This is a genomic window from Bacillus sp. FSL R5-0397, assembly GCF_038593395.1.
Classification (GTDB): domain Bacteria; phylum Bacillota; class Bacilli; order Bacillales; family Bacillaceae; genus Bacillus; species Bacillus altitudinis.
The window spans coordinates 2652469-2675233 of record NZ_CP151992.1 but is presented as its reverse complement, the minus strand read 5'-3'; the positions used below and the strand labels follow the sequence as shown (position 1 = coordinate 2675233).

The following is a 22765-nucleotide window of genomic DNA, read 5'->3' as shown; positions in this document are numbered from 1 at the left end:
AGAGCAGGGGAGTAGAGATGATTCAAATTCAATCGTTAGATCATGTGTTTAAAATTGGGAAAAAGGGCAGGGAGAACGAGATTCCTGTGCTCAAAGACATTGACTTGTCTATTAAAAGAGGCGAAATTGCATGTATCGTCGGACGAAGCGGTTCGGGGAAATCCACTTTACTGAATTTAATATCGGGGTATATTACGCCAACAAGCGGACAAATTATGGTTGATGGCACCAATGTGACCGGCTTTAATGAGAAAGAATGGGCAGACTTTCGGTTAGATCATTTTGGCTTTATCTTTCAAAGCTTTCAATTGATCGGGAGTTTAACAACATATGAGAACGTTGAACTTCCGCTCACTTTAAAAGGTGTGAAGCCGTCTGAGCGAAAAGTGAAAGTAAAGGAAATGCTGAAACGAGTTGGACTGGAACATCACGCAGGACATTATCCTAATGAACTATCAGGTGGACAGCAGCAGCGTGTGAGTATTGCAAGAGCCTTGATCCTTAATCCGTCTATTATTTTAGCAGATGAACCAACAGGCAGTCTGGATTCAGAAACTGAAGGCGAAATTCTAGCCTTTATCCAGCAGCTCAATCGTGAAAAAGGAATTACATTTGTCATCATTACACATGACGATGAAGTCGCTTCAATCGCAGACACAACGTTCCAGCTTCATGATGGTGTATTAAAGAAAGGGGATCAGTCCATTGAAATTTAGAGATCAGGTCAAATTCATCAGAAGAAATATGAAGAAAAATAGATTGCGTGTGTTTATGACCATACTTGCAACGACAATGGCATGCTCTTTCTTAATCGTTCTAGCGTCAGTTGGTTTTGGTCTGCAAAAATCGGCTCAAGATGAAATCATGAAACAACAAATTATCACAGAAATTAAAGTGTTAGGCAAAGAAAAAGGTGACGTCAAGGTTGACGATTTAAAGAAATATGATCATGCGAAATCTGTCGTTGCAAGAACGTCAATCATTCCATCGGTTCACGTCGAGCTCGATAATCGCTCAAGTGATACGCAGGCTGTACTGACAGATATGAAAGAAGAAAAAGAGGCAGGCCTTGAACTAGACCGTGGAAAAGTCCCAACATCGGCGAATGAAATTGTAGTTGGGTATCAAATGGCAGAACAACTTTGGACGGAAAAAGAACGAAAAGACTATGAAAAAGAAATGAATCAGACATCAAATGGTGAAGATACACCGGAAGAGCCAAAAGGCTATACGAAGGAAATTTTAAACAAAGTCATTCAAATCAAGGTGCCGAAACTGAATGAAGAAAATGAAGTGGTGAAAGAAAAGACGTTCGATTTCCGTGTCGTCGGTGTATTGAAGAAACCGAATTTGGAGTGGCAGCAGGATCATAAAATTCTTATTCCGAATGCTTATCAAAAAGAATTTAGTCAAGTGCTCGATCTGTCTCCTGATGCAGGAAATGTCGAAAAAATGACGTCTGTCTATGCTGATAAGTTCGACAATGTCGGTGCGCTCACAGATAAGCTGACAGATGACGGCTATCAAGTCATCTCTGTGACGAATCAGCTTGAAGGAATGGATATGTTCTTTACAGTCTTTAAAATTGGACTCATCTTTGTTGGATGTATTGCGGTGATTATTTCGGCGATCGGCATTTTCAATACGATGACAATGGCCGTAACAGAGCGGACACAAGAGATTGGGATCATGAAAGCCATCGGTGCGAATCCTTCCATTATTAAGCGAATGTTCCTCATGGAAAGTGCTTATATTGGGGTGATTGGATCGATCATCGGGATTATCATCTCGTACATCGTTAGTTTTGCAGTGAATTTAATCATTCCAGCGATTTTGTCTTCCATGTCTGAAGGGGGATCAAGTGATCAATTCTCGATCACCTTCTCCTATATTCCGCTAAGCCTTGTGGTCACAGCAACAGTGATTAGTGCAGGAGTCGCCATTATTTCTGGACTCAATCCAGCACGTAAAGCGACAAAAACGAATGTATTAACAGCATTAAGAAGAGAAATTTAAAGAAGAACCTCCTGTACCTATATTGGGCTGACAGGAGGTTTTTTTATCGTCAAAAGATGTTTATTGCTTTGGTGCCCGGTACCCTGCACGCTCAGCTTCTTCTACGGAGCAGAACATTTTGGTCACGTTTTTTGTCCGTGAGTAGTATCTGCTGCTCGGTGTGTGATATATGCCGTTGACACTTCCTTTAATATTACAGGCGGCAGATTCTTTTTTTGTTTCTTTTTGTGACTCATGACCGCCAGTATTCGACCCATCATCTTTAGGAGCAGATCGCTGGGCCGATGACGTGGTGTCTTTGTTTACTTTCTGGTGTTCTTTTTTGAGTGTTTCGTTTGTAGAGGTGAGCTTGTCTATTTTCTCTTCAAGCTCATGGATGGTTTTTTCTTGCTGTTTGACTGTCTTCTTTTCGGAGGTGATGGTTTCTAATTTCTTGGATAGCTTTTCTTTTTCTTTGGTCACGTCTTCTAAAGAGGCCGTCAGCGTTTCTTTGTCTTCCTTTAGACGAGAAATGTCAGATGCTAATTGTTTTTGCTCTTTCAGCAGCTGTTCAGAAGATGGATCTGCTTGTGCTTTCGGAGCACCTGTGCCGGCAAACGGTAATGACATAATAGAAAAAACAAGACCAATGGTCAAAAAAGGATAGAAGAGTTTTTTTGAAAAGATTTGTTGATTTTGGTGTTTAAGTAATAAATAATTGACGGCATATCCTATGGCGAAACAAATACATAAAAGACCTATGATGAGTAACATCATCATCTGGCAGCCCCCCTATATCGCTATTTACACCTATCATACCTCATTTTTCCATTTTGGGGAGCGGTTCAATTAAAAAAACCCTGTTTAAACAGGGTTTTCAGCTAATGGCAATCCTTTGATTGCTTCTTTTACCGTTAAATAAGTGATCGTATTCTGGAAGTCTGTATCTAAGTCTTTCATTTTCATCGCAAGCTGTGGTTTGATCCCAGTGATGATGAGTTCAGTTCCAGTTAAGTTCAGCAGGTGATGCAGTTTGAAAATTCGCGCTGCAACGGAATCATCGACATCGATTAAACCAGAAAGATCGACAATTAAATAATCATCCTTTGAATCTTCTAATATACAAGTTAACTTCGCGACGATAGCATCAAAGCGTTCTTCTGATAATTTTCCGATGAGTGGAAGAGCGGAAACACCATTTTTGATTGGGACAATTGGCGTCGACAGAGAGGTGACTTCCTGTAAGGAATCTTCTAGGAGTTGTTCATATTCTTTCTGCTTTGTAATATCCTTTTGAAAGCCAATAAAAAATGTTTTGTCATCTTGTTCAATGTATAGAGGGTCTATATTGAGTTCATTCCAAAAAAAAGTACCGTCTTTTTTATAATTTTTGAGCTGTGTGGTAATAGGTGTTTTGTTTTGAATTCCGTGACGTATTAAGGCAAGTTGCTCTTGATTTGTGTCTTTTCCTTGGAGGAATCGACAATTGCGTCCAAGAATCTCATCTGGTTTATATCCAGTCATTTGTGTAAAGCCATGATTCACATAAACGATAGGGTTATCCTCTAAAGAAGGGTCTGTAATGACAACACCAATCCGCGCATGATCCAGCGCTTTTTTTATGAGTTCAAGCTGTTTTTGCAAGCCGAAGATGTTCGAGCTGACCATATTACCCTCCTTTGCTGCTGCTATCAGACATTTAAGATGGTTTTTTTAAAACCAAATGAATTCTTTTTAAACGTAACATAACATATGTTCTGTTTCAATGATTGCAATCGCTTTGTTAAATTTGTCATCATAGTTTGTCCTCCATTAGAATAGAGTAAGTAAGGAGACTTTTCATTAGAAAAAGAAGGGATCATTTGAGGATAATTCATAAAATGACAAAAATAGTTAATATGGATTAGGTAAAAATGATTCCAATGCATCAAGATTGTTTTTGGGTCATTCACATATAATGGAAGAAACAAGCTTTTTTTCTTCGTTAGAGAGAATAGACCTTTTACATGGATTATGACGGAACAGCAGAATGGCATTACAGGGGGCTGGACAGCCTGAAGTCGCTTTACTATTCTAAGGGCTTTAGGAAGGTGATGAAAATGCTGCAACAAGTCATTATTGCTTGCGCCATTGGAGGGGTCATGGGCATTCTCGGTCACGTAAAGAAAAAAGGCAGGCTAGAGAAGCCCAGAATGACAAAGAAGTTTATTTATCTAGGGTTTATTGAAGATTGGCTCGTTGGGATGATTGCTGCTACACTGCTTGTCTTATCCTCAAATCCCGAATCTAGTCTGCACTTGATCATCTTATCCATTATTTCAGGTTACGGAGGAGAAGCAGTTCTGCGAAGCTTCGATTTTGTGAGAGAAGAACGTTCACAGGATGCAGGCTCCAACCGTCATAACCGATCTCCACACGAATAATATCCTCACTTTACCCTAGTCTAGGGTACATTCCCATTGTATACAAACCTGCTTGCACTTATGATCATAATTCTATAAAATACTACTTAGATGACGGTTACGATAAGAACAGTGAAGAGGAGTAGTAGGAAAGCAGTATTTGTCTTTAGAGAATTGACGGCTGGTGAAAGTCAATCAAATCTGCTTCTGAACTCGCCTCAGAGTTGCAGTTGCGTTAAAGCTTCTGTCGCATGTCTGCGTTAAAGATATTAAGTGAGCGTATGAACAGTTCATGACGCTAACAAGGGTGGTACCGCGGGAACCAAAAAATCTCTCGTCCCTTTCCAGGGATGAGGGTTTTTTGTTGATTTTAGAAAAATCTGAATTCTTGCAGTGGTCATCTGAGCAGATAAAGCCGTACATATTAAAGGAGGTTTTCACATTGAGTTTTCAGCATCGGGAAATTGAAAAAAAGTGGCAGGATTATTGGCTGACACATAAAACATTCGCCACATCTGACTCGGAAGATAAACCAAAGTTTTATGCGCTAGATATGTTTCCTTATCCATCAGGAGCAGGGCTTCATGTAGGGCATCCTGAAGGATACACAGCAACGGATATTTTATCACGTATGAAACGTATGCAGGGATACGATGTTCTTCATCCAATGGGATGGGACGCATTTGGTCTTCCAGCGGAACAATATGCGCTGGATACAGGAAATGATCCAGCTGAATTTACAGAAGAGAACATTAATAATTTCCGCCGTCAAATTCAATCATTAGGTTTCTCGTATGATTGGGATCGAGAAATTAACACGACAGATCCGAATTATTATAAATGGACCCAGTGGATTTTCTTGAAATTGTACGAAAAAGGATTGGCGTATATTGATGAAGTACCTGTAAACTGGTGCCCAGCACTCGGTACAGTCCTTGCAAATGAAGAAGTCATTGATGGGAAAAGTGAGCGCGGAGGGCATCCTGTTGAAAGACGTCCAATGAAGCAATGGATGCTAAAAATTACAGCATATGCGGACAGGCTGTTAGAAGATTTAGAAGACATTGATTGGCCTGAAAGCATCAAAGACATGCAGCGCAACTGGATTGGACGTTCTGAAGGTGCACATGTTCACTTCGAAGTAGAAGGACATGACGAACAGTTTACGGTGTTTACAACACGTCCTGATACACTATTTGGTGCCACATATGCCGTTCTTGCACCAGAGCATGCACTAGTTGAAAAAATTACAACAGCTGCTCAAAAAGAAGCAGTTGAAGCATATATCAAAGAGATTCAATCTAAGAGTGACTTAGAGCGAACAGATCTTGCTAAAACGAAAACGGGCATTTTCACAGGTGCTTATGCCATCAATCCATTGAATGGGGAAAAGATGCCGATCTGGATTGCAGATTATGTGTTAGCCACATATGGCACTGGAGCGATTATGGCAGTTCCTGCTCATGATGAGCGTGATTATGAATTCGCCAAAACATTCGATCTTCCAATCAAAGAGGTTGTCGAAGGTGGAGACATTGACAAAGAAGCCTACACAGGTGATGGAAAGCACATCAACTCTGATTTCTTAAACGGCTTAGGGAAAGAAGAAGCAATTGAAAAAGCGATTGCATGGCTGGAAGAACATCAAAAAGGTGAAAAGAAAGTCACTTATCGTTTAAGAGACTGGCTGTTCAGCCGTCAGCGTTACTGGGGAGAGCCAATTCCAATTATTCATTGGGAGGACGGAACATCTTCAGCTGTTTCAGAGGAAGAGCTTCCACTGATTTTGCCTAAGACGACTGAGATTAAGCCAAGCGGAACAGGTGAATCACCTTTAGCGAATATTAAAGATTGGGTAGAGGTCGTCGATCCAGTGACAGGTAAAAAAGGGCGCCGTGAAACCAATACGATGCCACAATGGGCAGGTAGCTGCTGGTACTTCTTACGTTATATTGATCCACATAACACAGAAGAACTTGCATCTCCTGAAAAGCTGAAGAAATGGCTTCCGGTTGATGTGTATATTGGTGGAGCAGAACATGCTGTGCTTCATCTGCTATATGCACGATTCTGGCATAAATTCTTGTATGATATTGGTGTTGTTCCAACAAAAGAACCGTTCATGAAATTGTTCAACCAAGGAATGATTCTTGGTGAAAATAATGAAAAAATGAGTAAATCAAAAGGGAATGTTGTCAACCCAGATGATATCGTAGAATCTCATGGTGCAGATACATTAAGACTGTATGAAATGTTCATGGGACCTTTAGATGCATCGATTGCTTGGTCTGAAACAGGTCTTGATGGTGCTCGTCGTTTCCTAGATCGTGTATGGCGTCTGTTTACAAATGAAGATGGCACCATCAGTGATAAAGTGACAGAGCAATCTGGCGGCGCATTAGAGCGCAGCTACCATGAAACCGTCATGAAGGTAACGGATCATTATGAAGGCTTACGTTTCAATACTGGGATTTCACAATTAATGGTGTTCATCAACGATGCATACAAGGCTGACACACTGCCGAAAGAATATGCAGAAGGATTTGTGAAACTTCTTTCTCCGATTGCACCGCATGTAGCGGAAGAGCTTTGGAATAAACTTGGTCATGAAGGGTCTATTTCTTATGAAGCATGGCCGCAATATGATGAGTCAAAACTTGTCGATGATGAAGTGGAAATTGTCGTACAGTTAAATGGAAAAGTGAAAGCAAAATTAACGGTTCCTGCTGATGCAACAAAAGAGCAACTAGAAGAGCTTGCGAAAAATGATGCACGGATCAAAGAACAGCTTGAAGGGAAAACAATCCGTAAAGTGATTGCGGTTCCTGGAAAACTTGTCAATATTGTCGCGAACTAATGAACGCACCCATCGGTATCAGCCGATGGGTGTTATTTATTTCCCGGGACATAATTTTGTCGAAAACAAGGTAATTCCTCCATCAATCTCGTATTTAACAAGTTGATCAAGAAAATGAGGAGTGACGTCAATGGAAAAGGAAAGCAAACGTGAACAACTGCTCAGTTTATTAGGGGAAATGCCGGAGCGCCATCGTGTGGAGGCGTATACGTTAAAGATTGAGGAACGTGAATCGTACTTAGTAGAAACACTCATTCTCTCTATTCATGGGGTGGAGGAAGTTCCGGCTTATTTTGTGAAGCCGAAAGATACAGTGAAAAAAAGGCCTGTTGTCTTGTTTCAGCATTCTCATGGTGGGAATTATGTGGATGGGAAAGAAGAGTTATTGAAGGGGGCTCATTATTTGCAAACGCCTTCATACGCAAAAGAATTCACTTCAAAGGGCTATAGTGTGTTGGCGATTGATCATGCGGGATTTGGTGAAAGAAGGGGAAGAACAGAAAGTGAAATTTTCAAAGAAATGCTGTTAACAGGAAAAGTGATGTGGGGCATGATGCTGTATGAGAGCATGTGTGCAATTGATTATTTGCTGTCCCGCTCTGATGTGCTTCCAGAGCGTTTAGCTGTTTTTGGGATGTCAATGGGCGGCCTTCTTTCATGGTGGACGGCAGCACTTGATGAGAGGGTCAGTGTGTGTGTGGATCTTTGCGCACAGGTTGATCATCACACATTGATTGAAACAAATCATTTAGATAGACACGGTTTTTACTATTATGTACCGAGCTTAGCTAAGCACTTTACAGCAGCTGACATCCAAGAAATGATTTTCCCAAGACCGCATTTAAGCTTAGTTGGAAAGCATGATCAGCTTACACCTGCTGAAGGTGTTGGACGAATTCAACAGACATTAAGTCAAGCCTACCAAGCTGCTTCCTTAAAGGAACGTTATCAGCTTGTAGGTTTACATGCAGGTCATTTTGAAACGGCTGCTATGCGCCACGAGGCTACACGTTTTTTGAAAAAGTGGCTGTAATCAATAGATGGCATGGACATACTACTCCGATAGAAGATGAAGGAGGAAACAGATGAAAAAAATCACCATGATTGGCGGATGTGGTGTCATCGGACGTTTATTAACTAACGAGCTCTCTTCGGAGTATGACCTGACCATCATTGATCAAACAAGATGTGTAGAAAAAGTCATTTTTGCAAATGCGGCAAATGATGAGGAATTGTTTCAAGCCATTCCAAGAGATACAGATGTGATCATTCATCTTTTAAACATAGACATGACGCATGATGTGATGAATGAAAAGGAGTTTGCAAAAATGAATGAGGTGTTTTGGATAAGCACGTATAATATGTTTCGTTCAGCGGCCAGGTTAAGCATTCCAAAAGTCATTTTTGCAAGCAGTAACCATGTGACAGATCGCTATGAAAAAGATGGTCACTCCTTACTAGGGCGAGAAATTACGACTGATGATATACCAGCAACGAAAAATGTGTATGGCATTTTAAAATTTGCTTCCGAACAGCTTGGGCGTTTGTTTCACGATCAAACAGGTATGTCTGTCATCAATTTGAGAATTGGAACTGTCGTGGCAGATGAGGTGGAAGGATTGCACACCAAAAAAAGAACGAAACGAACGCTTCTTTCACATGAAGACCTTTTCGGCATGATCAAGGCTGCCATCGAAACGGACGTTCCATTCGGGACTTATTATGCTGTATCAGAAAACGAAGGAAAACCTTGGTCTACTGAGAAAACGAAGCAGGAGTTAGGCTACAGGCCAGATGTCAATACGGCAGAAATTTTGAAAGAAAACGATCAGGCATAGGGCATAATCATGACATTAGCTCATGATCTTTTTCTTTTCATTGATGAGGCTAAAAGCACGAATGGCATGATCGTCTCTGTGGTCTGTCATGATGATTATAGACGCTTTCTTCCCCCGTTTGTTACATTTTAATCACGATATCGTCAAAGGCTGCAGCTTATGTTCAGACGAAATGATAACGCTTACAAAGAAAGGGCGTGATGAACATAGATCGTTCTATTAAAGGCCGATTGTTCAATGTATTTAATTACTCTTTTCTACTCATGTTCGCATTAATATGTGTGCTCCCGTTCATCCATGTCATTGCCGCCTCTTTTGCGACAGTAGAAGAGGTCATCTCAAAGAAGTTTATTTTGTTTCCAACGACGTTTTCTCTAGAGGCCTATCGCTATATCTTTTCTACAGATATTGTGTATCGCAGCCTGATTGTATCCATTCTTGTGACACTCGTTGGAACAGCGGTCAGCATGTTTTTATCCTCACTCATGGCGTATGGGCTGTCTCGTCAGGAGCTAAAGGGCCGAAGAACTCTCATGTTTCTCGTTGTCTTCACGATGCTGTTTAGCGGAGGGATGATTCCAACGTTTATCGTCGTGAAAACACTTGGGCTGCTTGATACTTACTGGTCACTCATTCTACCTGTGGCCATCAATGCATTCAATTTGATCATTTTGAAAAACTTCTTTCAAAACATACCGGCTAGCCTTGAAGAATCAGCGAAGATGGACGGCTGTAACGATTTAGGGATCTTCTTTAAAATCGTCCTGCCACTTTCTTTGCCAGCTATTGCGACGATTTCACTTTTTTATGCCGTGACGTATTGGAATACGTACATGACAGCCATTTTATATTTAAACGATTCGGTGAAATGGCCAATTCAGGTCCTGTTAAGACAAATCGTCATTGTATCAAGCGGTATGCAGGGAGATATGTCAGATATGGGCTCATCAACACCGCCGCCAGACCAAACCATTAAAATGGCGGTCATCGTCGTGGCGACCATTCCCGTTCTGCTTGTCTATCCATTTATTCAAAAGCATTTCAACAAAGGGGCATTACTAGGTTCTGTAAAGGGTTAAAAAGATGGAATAACGGAGGGATCTTATGGGGAGAAAGAAATTATGGCTGATTGCTTTTGTTTTGTTATTTGCCGCAAGTGGTATTCTGTCAGCTTGTTCAAGTAAAGGGGCAAGCTCATCAGATGAAAAGGTTGATTTAGACAAAAAGGTGAAGCTGACATGGATGGCGATTTTATATCATCAGCAGCCGCCGAAAGATTCAGTGTTAGAAGAGATTGAGAAGCTCACAAATACAGAGCTTGATATAACGTGGGTGCCTGATGCGGTGAAAGAAGACCGTTTAAATTCAGCACTTGCCGCAGGGAACCTCCCGCAAATTGTGACGATTCAAGACATTAAGAATTCATCTGCTATCAATGCGTTCAGATCAGGCATGTTCTGGGAAATCGGTCCATACTTAAAGGATTATCCAAATTTAAGTAAGATGAACGAACTGATTAATAAAAATGCCTCTATCGATGGGAAGCTTTATGGCATTTATAGAGAGAGACCACTTTCAAGACAAGGGATTGTCATTCGAAAGGATTGGCTTGAAAATTTAAATTTGGATACACCAAAAACGCTGGATGACCTTTATGAAGTAGCCAAGGCATTTACTGAAAAAGATCCGAACAAAAATGGCAAGGACGATACAATTGGTTTTACAGACCGTAACGATTTGATTTACGGTGCATTTAAAACGCTAGGTTCTTATGAAGGAATGCCAACAGATTGGAAAGAAGAAAACGGCAAATTTACGCCAGACTTTATGACGGATGAGTATATGAATACAATGAAATATATGAAAAAGTTGCGTGACAATGGCTATATAAACAAAGACTTCCCAGTCACAAGCAAAACGCAGCAGCAAGAATTGTTCTCACAAGGAAAAGCGGGTATCTATGTTGGAAATATGGTAGATGCAGTGAACTTAAGAGATGATGCAACAGATAAGAACATGGAAGTGGATATTATCAACCGAATCAAAGGCCCAGATGGCAAAGAACGTGTATGGGCATCAGGCGGCCATAATGGCATCTTCGCCTTCCCAAAAACAAGCGTCAAATCAGAAGCAGAGTTAAAGAGAATTTTGGCTTTCTTTGACCGCATTGCAGAAGAAGACGTATATGGTCTCATGACGTATGGGATTGATGGAAAGCATTATAACAAACAAGATGGAAATACATTTGTGAGGGAAGAAAGCCAAGTGAAAAGCTGGCAGACAGATGTACAGCCGCTTGTCAGCCTCGTAGGGATTGATAAACGTTACTTGAAAAATAAAGGCGATGCAGTTCGTACAAAATATGAAGAGCTAGAAGAAGACAATAAAAACATCATTGTCGCTAACCCTGCTGAAAGCCTGTATTCAGAAACGGCATCAGAGCGAGGAAATGAATTGAAGAAAATCATCGATGATGCAACCTATAAGTTCATTCTTGGTGATATCAACGAAGAACAATTTAAGAAAGATGTAGAGAAGTGGAAATCAAATGGTGGAAATAAAATCATAGAAGAATATGAAGCTTCCTTTAAAAAATCAAAATAATGAACATGAAGACCCCCGCTTAGTAAAAAGCGGGGGTGTTTTCATTAAAAGTCGAAGTTGTCTGGATCAGGACCAATTCGTTTATTTTCATTTAAGGCAGACAGGCGTTTCATATCCTCATCAGATAGGACAAAATCGAAAATATCGGCATTTTCTTTTAAACGATGGGCTTTCGTTGATTTAGGAATCGTAATGACGCCTTTTTGCACATCCCAGCGCAAAATAATTTGAGCAGGTGTTTTGCTGTATGTGCCCGCAAGCTCCGTGATCAGCGGGTGATGCAGCAGCTCTCCCTGCATAAGTGGTGACCAGGCTTCCATTTGGATGCCATGTGTTTTCAAATACGTAAACAGCGTTTCCTGCGTGAGTTTTGGATGAAACTCGACTTGATTAATCGCTGGAATGATGTCCGCATCTTTCAATAATTCATCTAGATGATGCGGCTGGAAGTTACTCACACCGATGGCTCTAACTTTTCCTTCACGGTACAGCGTTTCAAGCGCGCGCCATGCTTCCTTGTATTTCCCTTCAACTGGCCAGTGAATTAAATACAGATCAAGGTAATCAAGCTGAAGTTTTTTCAGGCTGTCTTCGTATGCTTTAAGTGTCGCTTCATATCCTAAATCGGCATTCCACACTTTGGATGTCACAAAGATGTCTTCGCGGCGAAGGCCTGTTTCTGCTAGACCAAGTTGTATGCCTCGTCCAACACCTTCTTCATTGCCGTAAATAGAAGCTGTATCAATACTGCGATATCCTAATTGAATGGCTGTTTTAACAGCTTCAATTAATTCCGTTCCCTCTTCAACCTGAAAGACCCCAAGACCAAATCCTGGCATGCGGACGCCGTTGTTTAATGTTTTTGTACTTTGTAAATCGTTCATATGAAAGACTCCTTTAAATGGTTTGTTTGTATTCTTTTTGTTCGATTTGATGACTCACCATCGTGAGTATGGCCGCCATGAGCACCATGATGCCGCCAACCCAGCCGGTATGCACAAGCCCAAGGGTATCTGTCACGATGCCACCTAAAAATGAACCAATGGCGATACCTGCATTAAAGGCAGCGATATTCAGAGCGGAAGCAACATCGACAGCTCCAGGTGTATACCTTTCTGCAAAATCAACGACGGCAACTTGAAGGCCAGGTACATTCATGAAAGCAAACAGTCCCATCAGCATCACAGTTCCAATCCCGAGTGTCATAAATCCAGCAGTAAAGCTAAGGATAAACAAGATGAGACTTTGAATGATAAACATATAAATCAGTGCTTTCATTGGCTGTTTATTCGCTGCTTTTCCGCCAATGACATTCCCAGCGGCGATGGTCATCCCGTATAACAGCAGGATCAAGGCAACTGTTCCAGGCGCAAGACCTGTCACATGCTGCAAGAGAGGGGATAAATAGGTGAAGACGACAAAAGTTCCTCCATACCCTGTAGCAGTAATGACAAATAAAAGCAAAATTCTTTTCGTCTTTAATAAGGCTGCTTGATCCTTAAACGTTGTTTTCACGCCCTGTTTCAATTGAGACGGAACAAGGAAATAGTTAGAAATCAGTGCGATTAGGCCAATCATGACAATCACACCAAATGACGTCCGCCAGCCGAGCTCATGACCAAGAAACGTACCGAATGGCACACCGGTCACAGTAGCGACTGTTAAACCAGTGAACATAAAGGCAATGGCGCTTGCCCGCTTTTCTTTCACCACAAGGCTTGCGGCAATGGTCGAGCCAATCGACATAAATACGCCATGTGATAGGGCTGAAATCACTCGTCCGATTAAGAGCACAGAAAAAGTTGGGGCAATCGTGGCGAGTGTATTTCCGATCAAAAAGACGAGCATAATGAGCAAAAGCAATGTCTTTTTGTTCATAGCGGAAGTCAGGGAGGTTAGAATTGGTGCGCCAAAGGTAACACCGAGCGCATATAAAGAAACGGTCCAGCCGGCCTGACTGACACTCACGCCAAAGTCCTCTGAGATCATCGGTAGGAGACCTACAGAGATAAATTCAGTTGTACCTATAGCAAATGCACTAATCGCTAGTGCGAGAAGGGCAAAGTGATTTTGTTTGTTTTGCATAGTGATTCACATCCTTCTTTCATGACATTTTAATAGACGAAGCCGATCGGCAAGAGTTATTATCTAACATAGATGACAGAAAAAAAAGTACGTACTTTTTTGTAATATAGGTACTAAAAAGTGCCTGTACAGCATCAAAAGGAGTGAAGAGACGTTGGAAAAGAAGAAATATAATATCTCTGTGGAGGCAACGCTTGAAGTGATCGGCGGGAAATGGAAGTGTGTCATTTTATGTCATTTAACACATGGGAAAAAGCGGACGAGTGAACTGAAGCGCCTCATGCCAAATATCACGCAAAAAATGCTCACACAGCAGCTGAGAGAGCTTGAAAATGACGGTGTGATTAACCGCATTGTATATGAACAAGTGCCGCCTAAAGTGGAGTATGAATTAAGTGAATACGGACAGTCACTTGAGCGAATTTTGAATGCGTTATGTGATTGGGGGGCAGCCCATATTGAACGAGTGTATGGCGAGCCGCTTTCAGTGCTAGAAGACAGTATTCTAAATGAACAGTTTAAATAAAAAAGTCCCGCTTTTTGTGAGAGCGGGACTTTGCTTTATGTGCCTTTTTTCTGATCACGGTATTTCCCAGGTGTCGTGCCTTCCAGCTTTTTAAAGGAGCGGATGAAATTTTGCGGATTTTTATATTTTAGCTTTTCCGAAATTTCTTTCACCGACATATCCGTTTCCACCAACCAGTTTTTGGCGACATGATGTCTGTAAGACGAGAGATATTCACTAAAGGAGATATCCATTTCTTTTCTAAAAATACTGCTTAAATAATTTGGGTTATAGTGCAGGCGTGTAGCGATTTCGTCCAATGTCAGATCTGAGTCAAATTCTTGATGAATGATATGAATGATTTTCTCTGAGATATTTTTATATTGAGAGTCTTCACGCGCGCCGAGCTGATCAATGATGGGTCGAATGATCTCATGTTTCAGCCACGCTTCTGTATCTTCAAACGTTTTAAACTCAAAGATCGTATCATAGAGCATTTTATTATCTTCGACTTCAAACAATTCAATGCCTAGCAAATGCATCAGCTCGATGAGATTGTTTAAAAAACGAGCGAGAGCAATCTGGTACTCATGTGGTCCAGCATTTTTAGAAAAAATGGATTGCAGAAGCACATGTAAATAGTGATCTGCCTTGCCTTGATCGCCTGCTTTAATGGCATCAAATAAATCATGCTGCAGCTGTTTTGGGAAATGAGTCTTAAACGTCTTTCCTTGCTGAATGTGCTCGTATAAAAGAATGGATTTTTTCTCTGCCTTGAGCCTATATTTTAAGGCTTCTTTTCCCTCAATATAAGCATGTTTGGCCATAGAGAGCTCTTTAAATGAGCGACTGATCCCAATGCTGATCGATAAGCCCAGCTCTTCCTCAATCCGCTGCTGAATTGTTTCGGCTAATTGATTTAAATATTCAGTAAATTCCTCTTCTGACTTCGATTGATTGAGAACAATCGTCGTTTGATGCTGATTGACAACGGTCGGCTGAAGATGCTCATCTAGCGGAATAATCTGCTCGATCAGTCCATTTATCGCAAATAAAAGCAAGTCTGCATCCTTTTTTTCATACGGCGTTCCTTTTAGTGTATCGATTTGGGTCACAAGCATGGACAAATGGGACCAGTCACGAGGAAAGCCTAGACTTTGAAATCGGTTGTGAATCTCTTCTTCCGTCAGCTTGCCAAGCAGCAGACGCACCATAAAGTATTGCTGTAAGTGTGTCACTTGCTGCTCAATCCGTTCCTCTAGATCATTGTTTTGATCTTTCATTTGTTTAATGCTCGATTCGATGAGCTCAAATTCATTTTGGAAAGGCTGTATATGCAAAAACGACTCATTACGTGCAAAGGATTCGTATAATAAGCGAATCGGTTTATAAAAGTGTCTAGAGCCAAACCATGAAAATAATAATGAAAGCGCTAACAAAATAAAGCAAATAATAAAGGTGATCCACCCGATTGATTTCGTTTGCTGCTTTAGTTCTGGAATGGAGACAAAGGATAAGTATGTCCATTCGTTATAATCTGATTTTTGAAACGTAATTTGATAGTTTAGTTCATCGATTTTCATATCAAATTGTCCGGATCGTTCTTCAAGTGACAGGACATGTTTGACGAAATCTTGATTTTTTAACGAGTCACCAATTTGTTCTTTTCGATTATGTAGCAGCACTTTTCCGTTTGTATCAATGACAAACATACTATCAGATTGAGAGAAGTCAGGCATGTTGTCAGCAATCACGCAGCTTGGAATGCTGGCGACGGCGATCCCCTTCTTTTGGACACTGTTCATCGGAAGCTGCTTGATTAAATTCACATTGTATTTGCAAAAGGATGTCTTTCCTTCTTTTGTTGAGACAAGTGGATTATTTTCTTCAAGTGCCCAGCTGGAATGACTCGGAATATTGAGGTAAGAGGTTAACGCTTTCTCTTGATCTCCGTTTGAGACATGATAAAGACCAGAATTGTTCATATACCAATCTTCCATTTTACTAACAAGTGTAATATTGGAGAGATCGGTGTCGAAGGTTTGCAGGTAATTCAGTTCTTGCTGGACTTGATTATAAAGTTGGAATTGGTCTGGATTTAAAGGTTCTGCCAGTGTTTGAAGGAGAGGCGGCGAACTGACATAGTGAGTGAGAGAATGATCTACTGTCTTTAGAATATGCTCAATATTGGATTGCGTTTGTTTGACGCTGTCCAGCTTTTCATTTGAAATATTTTCGAGTGCAGTTTTTTGCGAATGCTGATAAGAAAAAATACCGACAATAATAACAGGAATTGTACTAAGCACGAAAAAAAACGTCACCAGCTTGTAATAAAATTTATACTGCTTTCTTTTCATAAAACCCCCCATTTCAAACGAAACAATCTTTTCCCCTTAGTTTATTAATCCAAAAATCTGGTAGGTTTGTCAATAATCATTTTCTGAGATTAGGATCATTTTCTTATGTTTTATGTAACGTTTTGAGTAGCTTCCCCTGAGTAAATATGATCTGATGATATGATTGTAGACGGATTTTTCATCCTTAAGATACAGTTAACACATGCATCAGCATGAGGGGAGGCTTTATCTGTGAAAACACAGGATGTCACTGCCAAGGGTGTGCCTGCGGCAGCTTTGAAAAAAGAAAAGAGAAAGCGCTTACTTAACCAATTACTTAGTCAAAAATTTCTGTATTTAATGATTTTGCCAGGGCTCCTTTATTTTCTTGTCTTTAAATATGTCCCTATGTGGGGGCTGATCATTGCCTTTCAAGATTACCAGCCGTTTCTCGGAATTCTTGGCAGTGAGTGGGTTGGCTTCAAACACTTTATTCGCTTATTTACAGAACCAACATTTTTCATCTTATTAAAAAATACGCTCATTTTATTTGCCATGAATGTCGTGATTTTCTTTCCGATTCCAATCTTATTAGCCCTTCTTTTAAACGAGGTCAGATTGGCACTGTTTAAGAAATTTGTTCAGACAATGATTTATATTCCTCACTTCATGTCATGGGTGATTGTCGTGTCCTTATCTTTTGTTTTGTTAACGGTAGATGGCGGGTTAATCAATGAATTGATTGCTTTCTTCGGAGGAGAAAAGATTAACTTCCTTCTTAGTCAAGAATGGTTTAGACCCATGTACATTTTGCAGGTAATCTGGAGAGAAGCGGGTTGGTCAACCATTATTTATCTTGCGGCGATTACAGCAGTAGATCCGCAGCTATATGAAGCAGCAAAAATGGATGGAGCCGGCAGACTCAGACAAATGTGGCACATCACCCTTCCTGCGATTAAAAGTGTCATTGTTGTACTACTCATTTTAAAAATCGGTGATACATTAGAGCTTGGATTTGAACATGTCTATTTATTACTCAATGCGACCAACAGGGAAGTCGCAGAGATTTTTGATACGTATGTGTATACAGCTGGTCTGAAGCAAGGACAATTCAGCTATAGTACCGCTGTTGGTTTATTTAAAGCAGCCGTTGGACTTATTTTGGTTATGATGGCGAACCGTTTAGCGAAGAAGTTTGGAGAAGAAGGGATTTATTAAAAGGGGAGATGAAGACCAATGACATTATCGATTGAAAAGGGATCACCGCTTGAGCATGCAGAGAAATTAGCACAAACAATAATGAAAGCGTATACACCGATTGAACTTCCGCCAGCTGGAAGGTGGCACTATCATCAAGGAGTTTTCCTTTGCGGAGTGATGAAGCTTTACGAAGCAACAGAAAACGAGGCGTACTTTGATTATGTGAAAAATTATGCTGACTCACTCATTGATGACCATGGGAATCTATTATTCCGCAGAGACGAGCTTGATGCCATTCAAGCAGGGCTCATTTTATTCCCGCTGATTGAAAGAACGGGAGAGAAGCGGTATGTGAAGGCAGCAGAAAAGCTTCGGGGGCTTTACCGGACGCTGAATCGCACGTCTGAGGGCGGTTTTTGGCATAAAGACAATTATGCCTATCAAATGTGGCTAGATGGTCTTTATATGGGTGGGCCTTTTGCTTTAAAGTATGCCCAGTTGACAGGAGAATCGGAGCTGGTGGACATGGTCATCCATCAAGAGCATCTCATGAGAAAGCATACCAAAGATGAAAAAACGGGCCTTTACTATCACGCATGGGATGAACGGAAAGTGATGCCATGGGCTGATCAACAGACGGGCTGTTCCCCAGAATTTTGGGCAAGATCCTTTGGCTGGTATGTCCTTGCGTTAGCCGATATGATCGAAGATTTACCAGAAGGACATGAAGGACGAAAAGTGTGGAAGGACACACTGACAGATATGCTGGAAAGTGTGGCAAAATATCAGGACGACGAAACGGGTCTATGGCATCAAATCATTGATAAAGGAAGTCATAGCGACAATTGGCTTGAAAGCTCAGGGTCATGTCTATTCATATATGCGATGGCAAAAGCCATGAATGAAGGATATGTCAGTCTTCGATATGTTGATCACGTGGTCAAAGCGTATCAAGGGTTGATTCAGTATAAAACGGAGGAAAAAGACAACGGCGATTTTACGGTGAACGATATTTGTATTGGAACATCTGCGGGATTTTATGATTATTACGTTGGTAGAGAGCGGAGCACGAATGATTTGCATGGAGCAGGCGCTTTTATTATGGCGTTAACTGAACTAGAAAAGCTGTCTGTGTTTCAAAAGGTATGAGGCGGCATCAAAGGGCTGCGGCATGGCTCCTCAGCTTCATCGCTGCCTTTTATTTGTCCGCCTGTCAGGGGAAAACAGAGGGGATTGATGTCCTTATTTTTTCTGACATGTCAAAAGCAATGAAAGACCAATTAGTGGAGAAAGCTTTTCAACCAAATCAAGAGACATACGACGTTCACATCTTCCCTGCAATTCCTGAAAAACTTCTTGTTGAAATTACTGCAAAAGAGGGGGACGTAATGTTTGTCCCAGAAGAAATGTTTAGAACGTATGATGATCCTGAAAGCTTTCAGCTGCTTGAAGAGATGCGGATAGATGGCGAAGGGGCAGGACCATATACGGTGGAAGATGCAAAGACGGGAAATACAGTCGATTATGCGGTCCAAATCAAGAAAGGAACAAAGCAGCTAAATGGCTATACCTTTCGATTACACCGAGATATGGTCGCCTTCATTCCTGTGTATGCGGAGAAATCTAAAGAGGCACTGTCTCTCATGAAGCAGCTTCGTGAAAACCAATAGAAAAAGGGGTGGGGGAATGTGAAAAGGGTCGCTGTTTGCGGGCTCAGTCACCGTGCTTTCAATATGTTTATCAAACCGCTCACCGAGGATTTCAACGAGCATTACAGGATTACAGGACTCTTAGATGTAGATGAGAAGCGATATACACTTTGTCAGGAGCGTTTTCCATCACTAAGGGGCGTCTCATTTTTTCATGAGGATGCATTTGGTCAGATGGTGAAGGAAGCAAGACCAGATATCGTCATTGTGGCGGGGCGTGATGATACACATGTCACATATATCCTGCAGGCACTGGATCATGATCTGGATGTCATAACGGAAAAGCCGATGGTCACAACAGCAAAAGACGCCAAACAGGTGATGGAAAAAGAGGCAGAAAGCAAAGGGAAGGTCACCGTCACCTTTAATTATCGCTACAATCCATTCCATCGAAAGATAAAAGAGCTCATTTTAGATGGAAAGATTGGAAGGGTCACGTCTGTTGAGTTAAGCTGGCTCATTGATACGTATCACGGAGCCAGTTATTTTAAAAGGTGGAACCGCTCGCGTCAATATTCAGGCGGTCTGTCTATTCATAAATCGACCCATCACTTTGACTTGGTCAACTGGTGGATTGATCAAAAGCCGAAGCAAGTATTTGCCTATGGCGCACTGAATTATTATGGGGATGAAAGTCCTTGGAATCCTTTGCAGGGTGAAGAGAATCGATATTGTGGAACCTGTCATGTAAGAGATACCTGTCATTATGAAGCAAGGTGGAATCCGCGGGTAGAGCGCACAAAGGTGGAGGATGACCATATTGAATCAGGTGAGCAGCAGTCAAAGCAATACTCAAATTATCGCCCGGATGCTTGTATTTTTGATCGGGAAATTGATATTGAGGATACATATGTGGCGTCAGTGGCTTATGATCAGGGGGCTTTGTTAAGTTATTCGATTCAATTTTCAGCGCCATATGAAGGCTACCGGCTTGCGATTAACGGGACGAAGGGACGGATTGAAACAAATGAGTTTCATGTGCCATCGAGAATCCCTTTTCAATTCCCTGAACAGACAATTGCATACTACCCGATGTTTGGTGGAAAAGAAACGATTGAAGTTGTGAAACAATCAGGTGGTCATGGAGGCGGAGATCCGCTATTATTAGCAGATTTATTTTTAGGAAAAGATCCGCTCATTCCTTATGACATTTCGGCAGGAGCAGAGGCGGGGGCTTATTCCATTGCACTTGGCGAAGGCATGTGGCGCTCAGTTGCAGAAAAACGTCCGATTGAAATAGAAGAATTGTTTCAAAAAGAGACGGTGTAACGAGAAAGAGAGGAGGGAAGAGAGATGGATCATGATGGATCAATGAGCAGAATGTTGCGCATGTGTGAGTGGGTGATGAGACTTGCCTATACGAATTTGTTATGGCTTTTGTTCACTTTACTTGGGCTTGGAATTTTTGGCTTCATGCCTGCAACAACAGCGTTATTTTCTGTGATGAGAAAGTGGATACAAGGGCATGAGCAAGTCAGCGTCTTTCAAACCTTTTGGAAAGTATACCGCGAAGAATTTGTACGCTCTAATGTCATTGGAGTGGTGCTGGTCATCATCGGGACAATTATTTATGTAGACCTTGCTTATATTTATCCAACGAGTTGGTTTTTACACGTGCTTCGCTTTGCGATCTATATCTTTGGTTTTCTGTTTATTGTCAGCTTGTTTTATATCTTTCCGCTGCTGGCTCATTATGAGTGGAAAAAGCGTCTTTATTTGAAATTTTCCCTTCTGCTTGGCATCTCGTATTTGCAATATACGCTCTCTATGCTCGTTTTCTCGGCTGTTCTCTTTATCCTATTTGCTTATTTGCCAGGGATCGTGCCGTTTTTTAGCATCAGCATTCTCGCATATGGCCACATGTGGCTAGCCTATCAAGTGTTTAAAAAGATAGAGTTTGAAAGTGAGCAGCCGGCAGTTGATGTGAAGAAACGATTCCCGTCTTTCCTTCAATCCAAGCGGGTGAATACGCAGTGATGTGTATGATTTGCTATAATGGTGTCACCGTGAATAAAAGGAGAGATGAGAGTCGTGTCAGTAAAAGAAATTTCAATAGAAGAATTAAAGCAAAAGCTAGAGCAAGAAGAAGCCATTCAACTCGTCGATGTGCGTGAGGATGAAGAGGTAGCAGAAGGCATGATTCCAGAGGCAGTCCATATTCGAATGGGCGATATTCCTGAGAAGCTAGATGCGTTTGATAAGACGCAAGAGTATTATATTATTTGCCGTTCTGGTAAACGCAGTGAGAATGTCTGCTATTTCTTAGAAGACCAAGGCTATCAAGCAACCAATGTCGTTGGCGGCATGCTTGCATGGACAGGAGAAACAAAACCGAAGCTGTAAAAAGAAGTCCTTTCATCGACAAGATGGAAGGCTTTTTTTTGTTCATATGTCCGTCTCTATTTGCATAAAAATAGAGTAGCAAGAGAAGGGAGAGTGGCATATGTGCTGAAGGTAGCTGTATTTGATGAAGAACACGAGAAAGATTTGCAAAGCGAAATCAATCTTTTTTTAAAAGGAATGGACGACGACCAAATTATTGATATCAAATACAATGTGGCGGTGATCTGTGAGCAAGGAGGAGAGCAGCTCTACTGTTTTTCAGCGCTCATTTTATATAAAAAATAAAAGGACCTGCTGAAGGGTCCTTTTGCCATGATCAACTAGCGTCAATATGTAAACGATGCTTTTTGCAGTGAACGCATTGAAAGAGGTAGCCTTGCAAGTCTCCTCCGTTCACGAGCCATTGTTTCAGGTTCTCTTTTGTGAAATGTCCACCACTGCAAATCTCTTCAATATCCTCTGAGAGTTCTTCCTCTAAATGCTCAATTTCTTTCCATCCAACATACTGCACAATCGCGCAAAAATCCCCGCAATGGCTTAACCAATATTCCTGCTGCCATCCGCGGTAACCCGGCGTTCTGTAGATCAGTTCATCTATATATTCTTCATGATCGACGTCATCACAACTCACATCGTCTTGAAACATTCCATTATATGTTTGAGCTGCTGATCCATCTTTAATGCACCAAGGACAAATGCCAGAAACGTCTTCAACAGAATAAAAAGGACCATGATATACATAATCTCGTTCTTTCTCACAAACGGGGCATATCGTCTGCTCTTTTTTAATTACATGTAATGAAACTGGGTCTGGGTTGTACTTGAACGTAGGTAACGTCATATAAACCTCCATTATGTAGAAAAGTGATGATTCAACACTATTTTATCGGA

The 22765-nt window shown here is 41.2% G+C and carries 22 protein-coding genes and 1 other annotated feature; of the genes, 16 read left to right on the top strand and 6 right to left on the bottom strand.

The genetic code is table 11. The features are described from left to right. Positions 1 to 17 precede the first annotated feature (17 nt). Positions 18 to 716, top strand: coding sequence for an ABC transporter ATP-binding protein (locus NSQ70_RS13635; protein ID WP_007501890.1), 699 nt, complete (start codon positions 18 to 20; stop codon positions 714 to 716). Continuing rightward, the gene (locus tag NSQ70_RS13630) at positions 706 to 2016 is read left to right on the top strand and encodes an ABC transporter permease (RefSeq protein WP_047945256.1); all 1311 of its coding nucleotides are present in this window, start codon (positions 706 to 708) and stop codon (positions 2014 to 2016) included. Before NSQ70_RS13635 ends, NSQ70_RS13630 begins: the two co-directional genes overlap by 11 nt. 60 nt (positions 2017 to 2076) lie before the next feature. Here NSQ70_RS13630 and NSQ70_RS13625 read toward each other — a convergent pair whose 3' ends face one another. Both NSQ70_RS13625 and NSQ70_RS13620 read right to left on the bottom strand, forming a co-directional pair. Further along, on the bottom strand, positions 2077 to 2775 hold the full coding sequence (locus tag NSQ70_RS13625; RefSeq protein WP_008343000.1) for a hypothetical protein: 699 nt from the start codon (positions 2773 to 2775) through the stop codon (positions 2077 to 2079). A gap of 84 nt (positions 2776 to 2859) precedes the next feature. Then, the gene (locus NSQ70_RS13620) at positions 2860 to 3663 is read right to left on the bottom strand and encodes an STAS domain-containing protein (protein ID WP_007501884.1); all 804 of its coding nucleotides are present in this window, start codon (positions 3661 to 3663) and stop codon (positions 2860 to 2862) included. Between the two features lie 425 nt (positions 3664 to 4088). On the opposite strand from NSQ70_RS13620, the gene NSQ70_RS13615 reads away from it, so the two are divergent. The 6 genes from NSQ70_RS13615 (at position 4089) to NSQ70_RS13590 (ending at position 11696) form a co-directional block, all read left to right on the top strand. Then, positions 4089 to 4418: a DUF4257 domain-containing protein gene (locus tag NSQ70_RS13615; RefSeq protein ID WP_008343006.1), complete on the top strand. Its 330-nt coding sequence runs from the start codon at positions 4089 to 4091 to the stop codon at positions 4416 to 4418. Between the two features lie 102 nt (positions 4419 to 4520). Then, positions 4521 to 4742, top strand: a binding site (T-box leader). 97 nt (positions 4743 to 4839) lie between these two features. Next, positions 4840 to 7254, top strand: a complete 2415-nt coding sequence (leuS, locus tag NSQ70_RS13610; protein ID WP_342502216.1) for a leucine--tRNA ligase — start codon at positions 4840 to 4842, stop codon at positions 7252 to 7254. A 130-nt stretch (positions 7255 to 7384) separates the two neighbouring features. Then, the gene (locus NSQ70_RS13605; RefSeq protein WP_160757435.1) at positions 7385 to 8287 is read left to right on the top strand and encodes an alpha/beta fold hydrolase; all 903 of its coding nucleotides are present in this window, start codon (positions 7385 to 7387) and stop codon (positions 8285 to 8287) included. A gap of 52 nt (positions 8288 to 8339) precedes the next feature. Further along, on the top strand, positions 8340 to 9092 hold the full coding sequence (locus tag NSQ70_RS13600) for an NAD(P)-dependent oxidoreductase (RefSeq protein ID WP_342502215.1): 753 nt from the start codon (positions 8340 to 8342) through the stop codon (positions 9090 to 9092). Positions 9093 to 9310: 218 nt separating this feature from the next. Beyond that, positions 9311 to 10171 carry a carbohydrate ABC transporter permease gene (locus tag NSQ70_RS13595; protein WP_098680761.1) on the top strand — a complete coding sequence of 287 codons (861 nt, stop codon included), beginning with the start codon at positions 9311 to 9313 and terminating at the stop codon, positions 10169 to 10171. A gap of 25 nt (positions 10172 to 10196) precedes the next feature. Continuing rightward, on the top strand, positions 10197 to 11696 hold the full coding sequence (locus NSQ70_RS13590) for an extracellular solute-binding protein (protein WP_008343015.1): 1500 nt from the start codon (positions 10197 to 10199) through the stop codon (positions 11694 to 11696). Positions 11697 to 11740: 44 nt separating this feature from the next. On the opposite strand, the gene NSQ70_RS13585 is transcribed toward NSQ70_RS13590, so the two are convergent. Further along, positions 11741 to 12580, bottom strand: a complete 840-nt coding sequence (locus NSQ70_RS13585; protein WP_039168372.1) for an aldo/keto reductase — start codon at positions 12578 to 12580, stop codon at positions 11741 to 11743. A 13-nt stretch (positions 12581 to 12593) separates the two neighbouring features. Next, entirely contained in the window at positions 12594 to 13781 is a 1188-nt protein-coding gene (locus NSQ70_RS13580) for an MFS transporter (RefSeq protein ID WP_024719303.1), read from the bottom strand. Positions 13782 to 13935: 154 nt separating this feature from the next. Between NSQ70_RS13580 and NSQ70_RS13575 the strand changes: the two genes are divergently transcribed. Then, entirely contained in the window at positions 13936 to 14307 is a 372-nt protein-coding gene (locus tag NSQ70_RS13575) for a helix-turn-helix domain-containing protein (RefSeq protein ID WP_008343017.1), read from the top strand. A gap of 35 nt (positions 14308 to 14342) precedes the next feature. Here NSQ70_RS13575 and NSQ70_RS13570 read toward each other — a convergent pair whose 3' ends face one another. Next, complete coding sequence (locus NSQ70_RS13570) at positions 14343 to 16643, bottom strand: helix-turn-helix domain-containing protein (RefSeq protein ID WP_335364553.1); 2301 nt, start codon at positions 16641 to 16643, stop codon at positions 14343 to 14345. A 231-nt stretch (positions 16644 to 16874) separates the two neighbouring features. On the opposite strand from NSQ70_RS13570, the gene NSQ70_RS13565 reads away from it, so the two are divergent. The 7 genes from NSQ70_RS13565 to NSQ70_RS13535 all read left to right on the top strand — a co-directional run bounded on the left by NSQ70_RS13565 (position 16875) and on the right by NSQ70_RS13535 (position 22159). Beyond that, positions 16875 to 17840, top strand: a complete 966-nt coding sequence (locus NSQ70_RS13565; RefSeq protein ID WP_008343019.1) for a sugar ABC transporter permease — start codon at positions 16875 to 16877, stop codon at positions 17838 to 17840. A gap of 18 nt (positions 17841 to 17858) precedes the next feature. Then, a complete protein-coding gene (locus NSQ70_RS13560; protein ID WP_039168377.1) occupies positions 17859 to 18971 on the top strand; it encodes a glycoside hydrolase family 105 protein in 1113 nt (370 codons plus the stop codon). After that, the gene (locus NSQ70_RS13555) at positions 18968 to 19492 is read left to right on the top strand and encodes a hypothetical protein (RefSeq protein WP_047945265.1); all 525 of its coding nucleotides are present in this window, start codon (positions 18968 to 18970) and stop codon (positions 19490 to 19492) included. Before NSQ70_RS13560 ends, NSQ70_RS13555 begins: the two co-directional genes overlap by 4 nt. Positions 19493 to 19510: 18 nt before the next feature. Continuing rightward, a complete protein-coding gene (locus tag NSQ70_RS13550; RefSeq protein ID WP_268355858.1) occupies positions 19511 to 20800 on the top strand; it encodes a Gfo/Idh/MocA family oxidoreductase in 1290 nt (429 codons plus the stop codon). Between the two features lie 24 nt (positions 20801 to 20824). Then, the gene (locus tag NSQ70_RS13545; RefSeq protein WP_035391076.1) at positions 20825 to 21508 is read left to right on the top strand and encodes a YesL family protein; all 684 of its coding nucleotides are present in this window, start codon (positions 20825 to 20827) and stop codon (positions 21506 to 21508) included. Between the two features lie 54 nt (positions 21509 to 21562). Next, positions 21563 to 21874 (top strand): rhodanese-like domain-containing protein, encoded by a 312-nt coding sequence (locus NSQ70_RS13540; RefSeq protein ID WP_017358336.1) that lies wholly within the window; start codon positions 21563 to 21565, stop codon positions 21872 to 21874. Positions 21875 to 21976: 102 nt separating this feature from the next. Further along, positions 21977 to 22159 (top strand): sporulation protein Cse60, encoded by a 183-nt coding sequence (locus NSQ70_RS13535; RefSeq protein WP_003217582.1) that lies wholly within the window; start codon positions 21977 to 21979, stop codon positions 22157 to 22159. Positions 22160 to 22190: 31 nt separating this feature from the next. Here NSQ70_RS13535 and NSQ70_RS13530 read toward each other — a convergent pair whose 3' ends face one another. After that, positions 22191 to 22715 (bottom strand): CbrC family protein, encoded by a 525-nt coding sequence (locus NSQ70_RS13530; protein WP_017358334.1) that lies wholly within the window; start codon positions 22713 to 22715, stop codon positions 22191 to 22193. Positions 22716 to 22765 lie beyond the last annotated feature (50 nt).

Bases quoted from the DNA above. Each gene is read 5' to 3' on its own strand.
- NSQ70_RS13615 (WP_008343006.1), top strand. From the start codon at position 4,089: ATGAAAATGCTGCAACAAGTCATTATTGCTTGCGCCATTGGAGGGGTC.
- NSQ70_RS13530 (WP_017358334.1), bottom strand. From the start codon at position 22,715: ATGACGTTACCTACGTTCAAGTACAACCCAGACCCAGTTTCATTACAT.
- NSQ70_RS13605 (WP_160757435.1), top strand. From the start codon at position 7,385: ATGGAAAAGGAAAGCAAACGTGAACAACTGCTCAGTTTATTAGGGGAA.
- NSQ70_RS13625 (WP_008343000.1), bottom strand. From the start codon at position 2,775: ATGATGATGTTACTCATCATAGGTCTTTTATGTATTTGTTTCGCCATA.
- NSQ70_RS13620 (WP_007501884.1), bottom strand. From the start codon at position 3,663: ATGGTCAGCTCGAACATCTTCGGCTTGCAAAAACAGCTTGAACTCATA.
- NSQ70_RS13545 (WP_035391076.1), top strand. From the start codon at position 20,825: ATGGATCATGATGGATCAATGAGCAGAATGTTGCGCATGTGTGAGTGG.
- NSQ70_RS13570 (WP_335364553.1), bottom strand. From the start codon at position 16,643: ATGAAAAGAAAGCAGTATAAATTTTATTACAAGCTGGTGACGTTTTTT.
- NSQ70_RS13560 (WP_039168377.1), top strand. From the start codon at position 17,859: ATGACATTATCGATTGAAAAGGGATCACCGCTTGAGCATGCAGAGAAA.
- NSQ70_RS13585 (WP_039168372.1), bottom strand. From the start codon at position 12,580: ATGAACGATTTACAAAGTACAAAAACATTAAACAACGGCGTCCGCATG.
- NSQ70_RS13590 (WP_008343015.1), top strand. From the start codon at position 10,197: ATGGGGAGAAAGAAATTATGGCTGATTGCTTTTGTTTTGTTATTTGCC.
- NSQ70_RS13600 (WP_342502215.1), top strand. From the start codon at position 8,340: ATGAAAAAAATCACCATGATTGGCGGATGTGGTGTCATCGGACGTTTA.
- NSQ70_RS13635 (WP_007501890.1), top strand. From the start codon at position 18: ATGATTCAAATTCAATCGTTAGATCATGTGTTTAAAATTGGGAAAAAG.
- NSQ70_RS13555 (WP_047945265.1), top strand. From the start codon at position 18,968: ATGAGGCGGCATCAAAGGGCTGCGGCATGGCTCCTCAGCTTCATCGCT.
- NSQ70_RS13580 (WP_024719303.1), bottom strand. From the start codon at position 13,781: ATGCAAAACAAACAAAATCACTTTGCCCTTCTCGCACTAGCGATTAGT.